At 58.5% G+C, this 8057-nt stretch carries 4 protein-coding genes and 1 pseudogene; 2 read left to right on the forward strand and 3 right to left on the reverse strand.

All coding sequences use genetic code 11. The annotated features are described in order from the left end of the window. Positions 1 to 26: 26 nt before the first annotated feature. Positions 27 to 1099 (reverse strand): IS3 family transposase gene (locus tag XI08_RS10390; protein WP_442869795.1). Its coding sequence is split into 2 segments (ribosomal slippage): positions 27 to 838 and positions 838 to 1099, totalling 1074 coding nucleotides; the frame shifts between segments, so codons are not numbered across the junction. 746 nt (positions 1100 to 1845) lie between these two features. Here XI08_RS10390 and asnB point away from each other — a divergent pair. After that, a complete protein-coding gene (asnB, locus tag XI08_RS10395; RefSeq protein ID WP_271574339.1) occupies positions 1846 to 3678 on the forward strand; it encodes an asparagine synthase (glutamine-hydrolyzing) in 1833 nt (610 codons plus the stop codon). 808 nt (positions 3679 to 4486) lie between these two features. Here asnB and XI08_RS10400 read toward each other — a convergent pair. Then, positions 4487 to 5518, reverse strand: a complete 1032-nt coding sequence (locus tag XI08_RS10400) for a D-alanine--D-alanine ligase family protein (protein ID WP_271574340.1) — start codon at positions 5516 to 5518, stop codon at positions 4487 to 4489. 1295 nt (positions 5519 to 6813) lie between these two features. Then, entirely contained in the window at positions 6814 to 7167 is a 354-nt protein-coding gene (locus XI08_RS45970) for an IS110 family transposase (RefSeq protein WP_333927154.1), read from the reverse strand. 315 nt (positions 7168 to 7482) lie between these two features. Here XI08_RS45970 and XI08_RS10405 point away from each other — a divergent pair. After that, positions 7483 to 7720, forward strand: a pseudogene (locus XI08_RS10405) (IS3 family transposase); the annotation flags it as partial. Between the last annotated feature and the right edge of the window lie 337 nt (positions 7721 to 8057).

An 8057-nucleotide genomic window follows, 5' to 3' on the forward strand; every position in this document is an offset into this window, starting at 1 on the left:
AAATACCCCGCGGGATCGCATCCCGCTCAACAAAATCTCTTCTCTTCAATCACATAGCCAGATGGGTGTTCTGATGCGCAGTTGTAGTATCTGCGCCAAGTCTCCACCTTTTCCCGGGCGTCCGCAAGCGACAGGAACCAATGGGCATTGAGGCATTCGACCCGGAAGCGGCCATTGAACGCTTCGATAAAGGCGTTGTCGGTCGGTTTGCCCGGGCGTGAGAAGTCCAGCGTGACGCCGCGCTGGTAGGCCCAGAGGTCGACGTCACGCGACACGAACTCGCTGCCTTGGTCGACGCGGATCGTCGCCGGGAAGCCCACTTCGTTGCAAACCCTTTCCAGCACCTCCACAACATCGGTGCCGCGGAAAGTGAGCCGCGGCTCCAGGGCGGGCGAGAAGCGGGAGAAGATATCGATAATCGTGAGCACCCGGAGCTTGCCACCATTGGCCAGCTGGTCATGAACAAAGTCCATCGCCCAGGTCTCGTTGGCGCGCGTCGCTGGCCTGCGGTCATCGCGCAGCTTGGCCTTGACCCTCCGCTTCGGCGATTTATTGCGCAATTGCAGGCCCAATTCGCGATAGATGCGACGGGTCGTGTTCTGCCCATGACGCCATCCCTCGCGGCGGAGCAGGACGTGGACGCGGCGATAGCCGTAGCGTACGCGAACATGGCAGATCTCCTTGATCCGAGCTTCGAGGGCGGCCTGGCCGGAGCGACGAGATTTGTAGTGGTAGGTCGAGCGATCGAACTCGAGGGTCTCACAAGCCTTGCGGATCGAGACTTGCCACTCACCACAAACCTCATCGACGAGCTTGCGCTTCCGACCAGGCTTTATAGCTTTCGGCGGATCACGTCCTGCAACATCTCCTTGTCGAGCGACAGATCGGCTACCAGCTTCTTTAGCTTGGCGTTCTCGTCCTCGAGCTGCTTCAGCCGGCGCATCTCGGTCGGCAGCCGACCGTCATACTTCTTCTTCCAATTGAAGTAGGTCGCCTGGCTGATCCCGGCCTTGCGGCAGATCTCCGCAACCGGGACCCCGTCGTTGCCCTGCTTGAGAATGAACGCCTTTTGGGCGTCCGAAAACTTCGAGGCCTTCATCGTCGTCGCTCCTCCCAGTCGAGGGATTTACGCAGCGCCAACTCTAGCCAAAAATGGTCCAGTTTGCCGGCCTCAGATCATTTCTGAGTTAGTTCGCAGCATATTCATGGTATTGGTTTCGGGTGTCCCGATCGAAGGACCCGATGAGCACCGGACGCGGCAATTCAATGGACCACGTCCGCCGATGACATCCTCGCTTCCATCGAACGCTTCTACCGCTACAATACCCAAGGCATCGTAATCTTGCGAATTTCTGGTAGGGACGCGAAGGCGACGGCTTTAAGGGGATGAGCGTAGTAGGCACAGGGCGATAGCTGATCATCTCACAGTTTGGATGCCCGTTGACGATCCTGGTTAGGACTGCTGTGGGATAGGCGACCGGATCGACGTCCTTGAGCTTGCGGCCCCGGCCAGGGGTAGTCAAGTGTTCGGCACGGCCGTCGGATCCCGCAGACTCCGCCTTCTTGCGATTGAGCTTGATGCCATGGCGTCCAAGGTTCGTTGTCTCTTGGTTGGAGAGCGTACCCAGGCAATTAATGTGAATTGGAAGGCATGACCTCGGGGCGATTGGCGCTACCGCTACAACAGGTAGGCGCGCGTTTCGCCGTGCTGTGTTACCACTCAACTTGCGCGAATAAGCCTGTTAGCTTTTGCTTAACTCGGACGAAGTGATGCAAATAGGGAGCGTTCGCTAGCGCTTGTGCTCGTACGACGGTGCAACAGACACTCGAGGCAGGAGCCCAGATATGTGCGGTATTTGTGGATGGATTGACTTCGATCGTGATCTATCATCTCCCGACGCGCGACGGGAGTTTGCCAAAATGACGACCACTATGGCCTTGCGAGGTCCAGATGACGAGGGCACTTGGGTCAACGGACCCGCGGCGCTAGGACACCGTCGGCTAGCAATCATTGACGTCGAGCGCGGTGGCCAGCCTATGACGTTGGACGAGGACGGCCGACCTGCGTTGGTGCTTATCTACAGCGGTGAGGTTTATAACTACCGCGAGCTGCGTCAACGGCTCGCTGGGCTTGGTCATATATTCGACACTAGCAGCGACACTGAGGTCGTGCTGCACGTCCATCGCGAGTGGGGCCTGCGCGATCCCCGCGCCGCCGTGAGCGAACTCAATGGAATGTTCGCCTACGCGCTCTGGGACACGACCAAGCGCGAACTTCTTCTCGTACGCGACCGCCTAGGCATCAAGCCGCTTTACTACTACCGGACAGAACACGGCGTGTTGTTCGGCTCCGAACCAAAGGCGATTCTCGCCAACTGTCTCGTGGAACGAACTGTGGATGTTGACGGCCTTCGTCGTATCCTATGCAACGTCGCCGATCCAAACAACTCCGTCTTCCGTGGCATGCGTGAGTTGCGGCCCGGTCACATCCTTCGCGTGAACCGCAAAGGCATCCAACATATGAGGTATTGGCAGCTCACGGAAAGCGAGCATTCCGAGGACGTACCGACCACGGTTCGCCGTATCCGAGAACTGCTTGAGGACACGATCCACCGGCAGCTCATCGCGGACGTACCGCTGTGCACGCTCCTATCAGGCGGGCTTGACTCTTCGGCTATCAGCGCACTAGCCGCTCGCTTCAGCAGCGGGCGCATCCGATCGGTCGCGCTCGACTTTGTCGGATATGCTGAGAACTTCACTCCCGGACCGATGTGCGCCACGCCTGATGGGCCGTACGCGCGGGAGGTCGCGAATTTCGTTGGTACCGACCACACAGAGGTTACGTTGTCCGCAGACGAGCTCATGGCGCCCAACGTGCGTGCTAGCACGCTTCACGCTCGCGACCTCCCGCTTAGCCACGGAAACACCGACAGCTCGCTCTATCTACTATTTCGAGCAATTCGGTCACACTCGACCGTGGCTTTGTCCGGGGAGGCGGCCGATGAGCTTTTTGGCGGCTACTCATGGTTTCACGATCCCATGAATGTTCAGGCCGATACGTTTCCCTGGTCAAACTTCAGATTCGATAGCGCCCGGCACTGCCTCGACACTGGGTTGCTCGAGAAGCTCGACCTCGTCGACTACCTAGCCGATCACTACCGCAGCGCACTTGCGGAAGTGCCCGCACTGACCGGGCCGAATTCGGCCAATCCGCACGAGCGCCGTATGCGCGAGGTCTGTTACCTCTTTCTCACGCGCTTCCTGCCGAGGCTGCTCGACCGCAAGGACCGGCTGAGCATGGCTTCGGGTCTCGAGGTGAGGGTACCCTACTGCGACCACCGGCTTGTGGAGTACGTGTTCGCTACCCCATGGGCTCACAAAACCTTCGACGGGCGCGAGAAGAGCCTGCTGCGCGCCGCTACAGCCGACGTGCTGCCGAAGTCGGTCGTGCAGCGAGCCAAGAGCATTTACCCGCCTATCCAGGACCCGACCTATGATCGAATGCTCCGCTCGCGATTTATTACGCTGCTACATAACCGCAGCGCGGCGGTGGCACCGATCCTCTCTGTAGAGGCCTGCCGCGCCCTGCTCGACACGCAAGGCGATGCTAGATGGATCGAGCGTATCCTGAATCTCCAGGATTTCCTAACCGATTACGACGTAAGCGTAAGGGCCTGAGGTGGCGGAACACACAAGCATCAATCGGGACTGCTAACGGAGCGATTGCGGAAACGGGGGAGCAAAGTGGCCGCTGCGGTAGGCCTGGCAAGCTGTCTGTATGCGGTGCCACATTGCTCCGTTGAGGGGCGGCCCGCCGGTGGAGGCAACCGTCGCGCAGGTTCCCGGTATCAAAATATGCCGAAACGTCTGCCCGCTGGACGCTGTCTCGCGCGCCCGCAGCCCTCTCCAGCGCTGCCATTTGTTCCGCCAGAAATTCCATATGTTCAATATACTTGGCTAGAGGCGCGCGCGAGCTCGGGCGAGTCCCGATATGTTGGCCCGAGCGCGCACCCAATCGGGGATATGTCTGACCCCCTGAGCCACCATCAAGCCGGTTTCATATTCATAAGCTGCCCGTGCAAGGCAAGGTGAGGTGAGTGTTACAGTGAATGCAAGAGTTTAGCGCCACGATCGCCGCCTGTTCCTCAGAAGAAAAGATTAGCCTTAGATTCAACGTTCGCCGGAAGCTCCGAGGCGCTGACGCACACAATCCGGTTGGAGGATGTGGAAAAGCACGTGCGACGTTCTGATCGAATATCACACTGTCGGCAGAGCGAGCAAGTGCGCCGGCCACTTCGAAAGGCGCTCTCTATCCGCACTTCGCGCGGCTGAAGAGGTCGCTGGAGTAGGATATTCATGACCATCGCGCCGCGACGAAAGCCGGTCTGACCACGTTGATGGGGAACGCATGGCAAGATTGTCCGCTAACCATCACGTTCGCCACCAATGGAATGCTGGGACTAGGACAGGTCATACCAAGCGACAGTTAGGGCGAACAAATCTGATCCGGACTCGGGACGTGTTCGGCCGCCAGGGCGGTGACGCCGAAATAACGTGTCTGGGCGAGCTCAAGGATGCGATTGACCACTTTCGGGAAGCTGTATCCGCGGGTCGTCGCAGCCCGGACGTAAGAATGCGAATTATTGAGTGACGGGCAGTAGTTGATCTCAAGCACGAACGGCTGCCCCGAGCGGTCGACGCGGAAGTCGACACGGGCGTAGTCCCGGCAAAGGCAGGCTCTGAACGTAGCAGTCGCCATATCTCCCAACAGCGCCGCGAGCTCGCTCTCGATCTGCGCCGGGCAGACTTTCTGCGGCTCCGCGGGGGCCATATGTTTCTTATCTTCCCAGCTGATGAGACGTGTCTCGCGATCACCGAAGTCATGCTCCAAGGGCGGCAACACCTCCAGTTCTTCGTTTCCCAGGAGGGCGACGCAGATCTCCCGGCCGTCGATGTATTCCTCTACCAGTGCATCCTGTCTATACTGCGTGACGACGGCTTCTACGGCCTGCCTCAACTGAGTTGGCTCATGTACAAGCCGCAATCCCAAGCTGGCGGACTCGCGACGGGGCTTCACTACCAAAGGGAATCGCAGGTCGCCAGTGCACTCGGTACCGCGGCGCATCACGAGAAAGTTTGGCGTCGACACGCCGCGATGGCGGATTAGCTTCTTAGTAATGACCTTGTCGGACGCCAACCCTACTCCCAAGGGACTTGGGCCGGTGTGCGGAACACCGGCCATTTCGAGTATTGCAGGAACGTACATGCAACGACATTCGCCCTGAGTTCCGTATGCCAAATTGAAAACGATGCCGGATGGGCGAGCTCGCGAGTCGGTCGGAATGAAACGATCAAGAGTAGGGAGCAGTCCTTTATCGCCCTCACACAGCAACGTCTCGTGCCCGCTCTCTTGTAGAGCCGCTAGGACGGATTGGACCGCCTCGCGGTAACACCCCGATTCAAGCTGCTCTGACGGCTTGATCTCGCCTGTCTCGTTCCATACGACGGCCACTCGCATGTGTTACTCCTGTTTGTTGCCGATCTCTAATTTTCGTTTGCTCAAGCGAATAGCTGGTCTGATCCTGATCGCCCGCCGATGGCGCCGAGCAGGTCAGGAGCCGACTTGCTTGCTCCAATTAAATCGAGCTGTTTGACTGAAAAAAGGTGCAGTCGGCCGCGCCTATGCCGGTCGGGCGAGGCAAGCGAACAAAACATTTTCGCCCACTCGTTGTTCTTCAACTCAAATGTGGTGCGCTGCACCTTATGGGGTGCGACCACGCCGTCGTCACGAGTGCTCCACCACGTCTTTCGGCGCATCTGAATGACTATCCGATCCACCCCAGCAAGCGCGATGGAGATTCAGCCGACCTGCAGGTTAAACCACGGTGCAGCGTCTCTTGCGTTGATGTGATTGCGGAGCAAGTTCCTATGAACGTCCGGCGGAACTTGCGACCGCTGTCCTTGTTACTCTTGACTAAGTACTAGCAACCCGCGTGCCAATGCCCGAGGTTCAACGCAACAAGGAGAATCACGTGTGTCGCACCGTACCGCCGGTGTACGTGAGGTCTCAAGAGTCGCGTTCCCAACCATATACGTCTGCAAGCTGACGACGCTGAGCGACAAGTGACGAGCTCGCATTGCGATAGGGCGAGAAGTGAGATTTACTTGGTGTGGCTAAAAGGACCGCCCTACAGGTTCTGCAAGATGAACGTGGATGATCGGTCCACTCCATCTGAATAGGCCTTTCCGTAGACCGGGAGCCCATCGAGTCTTTTAGGTGCCGCAAGAATTGGTAGTCCATCAAAGACGTGAGCGATTACGGGTAGCGTCTGTGCTGGCTTCTTCGAAGGGCTCACACGAGATGCCACAAATAGCGGGTTGACGCGCTGCGCGCCGCTGTGATGCCGCGCCGATGTTCAAGCGCGCCCGCCGATCATCAATACTCTGGATCCGCGGTGTTACCGGCTCCCGCGATAGTTCGTGCGAGGCTGGCGAGGTCCCACGCTTGCATTTGTAATGCCTTCGCTCATTGTCTTCACAGATACGACAGGTTCTGCGCTGCTCCCAACGGAGTGGTCGTTGTTCTACTTCGGCGGGAGGCCGGATGCTGGATGGCCCGCCTGTTTACAAAGAACTAAAGAGAGGTCGTTTTATCTGTCGATAGTGGGACAGCGTGGTGTGCTGAGCACTGATCATTGGCCCAGATCCTCCAATAGAGCAGCGCGTCGATGCCATGACATGAGGGTTGCTGCAAGCGAGGAGCTCCTTGCTCTGGTAGGCAACGTGATTTGCTGGTGCAGCTGAAGAGTCATCTCATGCTGGATGTGTGAGGCGGCGTCCTCCAGCAGACGCTCGCGCTGACGCAGTAGGCTCGCAGCTCGGCAATCTGTCCTTTGGGCCGAAAGCTGGCCTGCCGAATGAATGGAGCCGCTGCAGCCATCGCGCATCGCTGACATCGGTCTTGCGCCCCGGCACGTGCTTGGCATCTCGCGCGTGGACAAGAAACACGGCAAATCCCCGGGCATCGAGAAGTTCGAAAATCGGAATCCAGGAGACGCTAGTCAATTCCATGACGGCGGTACTCGACCCGGCATTCAGTGCCGTGAAGGTACCCAAGCTGCGGACCGGTTCCGGTGCGCGAGATACCCTCACGGCAGCCAAGTACATAGTCGATCCGACATCGATGGCAGCCCCGATTCGGATGCGCCATCGGTATCTTGCCACCGTTCCTCAACTTCAATCTTTTGGACTCATCCAATCCTCGAATGACGGCGGCGGAAGCGCTGGCCTGCGCAATTGGTCAAAGCCCTAAACGGGACTCGCCGGAGGCGTCATCACTCTCAAGTGCGCAACAACCCATGGACCACGTTTTTAAACGAGGTCACGTGCCACCAAAATCGTATTTGCCGCTTTCTTCCGGTCGTCAATCTAGCGCCCGCCTGTTCTATCCCCAAGGGGGAGCGCAGCGCCGCGCTTCTTTAGCAAAGCCGGCCTGCTGAGCGCAAAGCGATGATCGACCGTGAGCACGACTTGTCGATCACGAAACACCGGAAGTTTTGAAGGTCAGCCGTGGCAGTGCCTATTATCTGCCGCGTCCTGTGCCTTCCGCCGACCTCGCGATCATGCGACGGCTCGAGGCTGGATTTGGAGTTTCCTTTCGTCGGTTCTCGAATGTTTGCGAGACGTGTTAGCTGCCGAGGGGTGCAAGATCGGCCGCCGGTGAGCTGGAGTGTCTTGGCCGCAATCTTTAGGAGCTTTGCCGCGTTGCGCAGGTTTAGCCAGGGCTCGATGCCGTTCTCGGCGGCTTTAACACCGGGATGCGATAGTTCGAGCGCATCAAGGCCCCGTGGGTCGGTCAAAATCCCCCGGGTATGGTCACTTGAAACTCCCCCACCCGATAATCGGCGTCAGCCCCGCTGAACAGCGGTAGCCGGTCAGGCAGGACGTTTATTTTCGGTCCCTTTAGCCAGCAAGGGGCCGGGGAGTTGAACGTCTTGAAGCCACACCTGCAAAGCACGGTATTTACGCTACTCGATCGCAACGCAAGCCAGCGCGAG

Origin of the sequence: Bradyrhizobium sp. CCBAU 11361, from assembly GCF_028128935.1 — a bacterium.
GTDB classification, from domain to species: Bacteria; Pseudomonadota; Alphaproteobacteria; order Rhizobiales; family Xanthobacteraceae; genus Bradyrhizobium; species Bradyrhizobium niftali.

Coding starts and splice junctions, on each gene's coding strand:
- asnB (WP_271574339.1), top strand. CDS start 1,846: ATGTGCGGTATTTGTGGATGGATTGACTTCGATCGTGATCTATCATCT.
- XI08_RS10400 (WP_271574340.1), bottom strand. CDS start 5,518: ATGCGAGTGGCCGTCGTATGGAACGAGACAGGCGAGATCAAGCCGTCA.
- XI08_RS45970 (WP_333927154.1), bottom strand. CDS start 7,167: ATGTACTTGGCTGCCGTGAGGGTATCTCGCGCACCGGAACCGGTCCGC.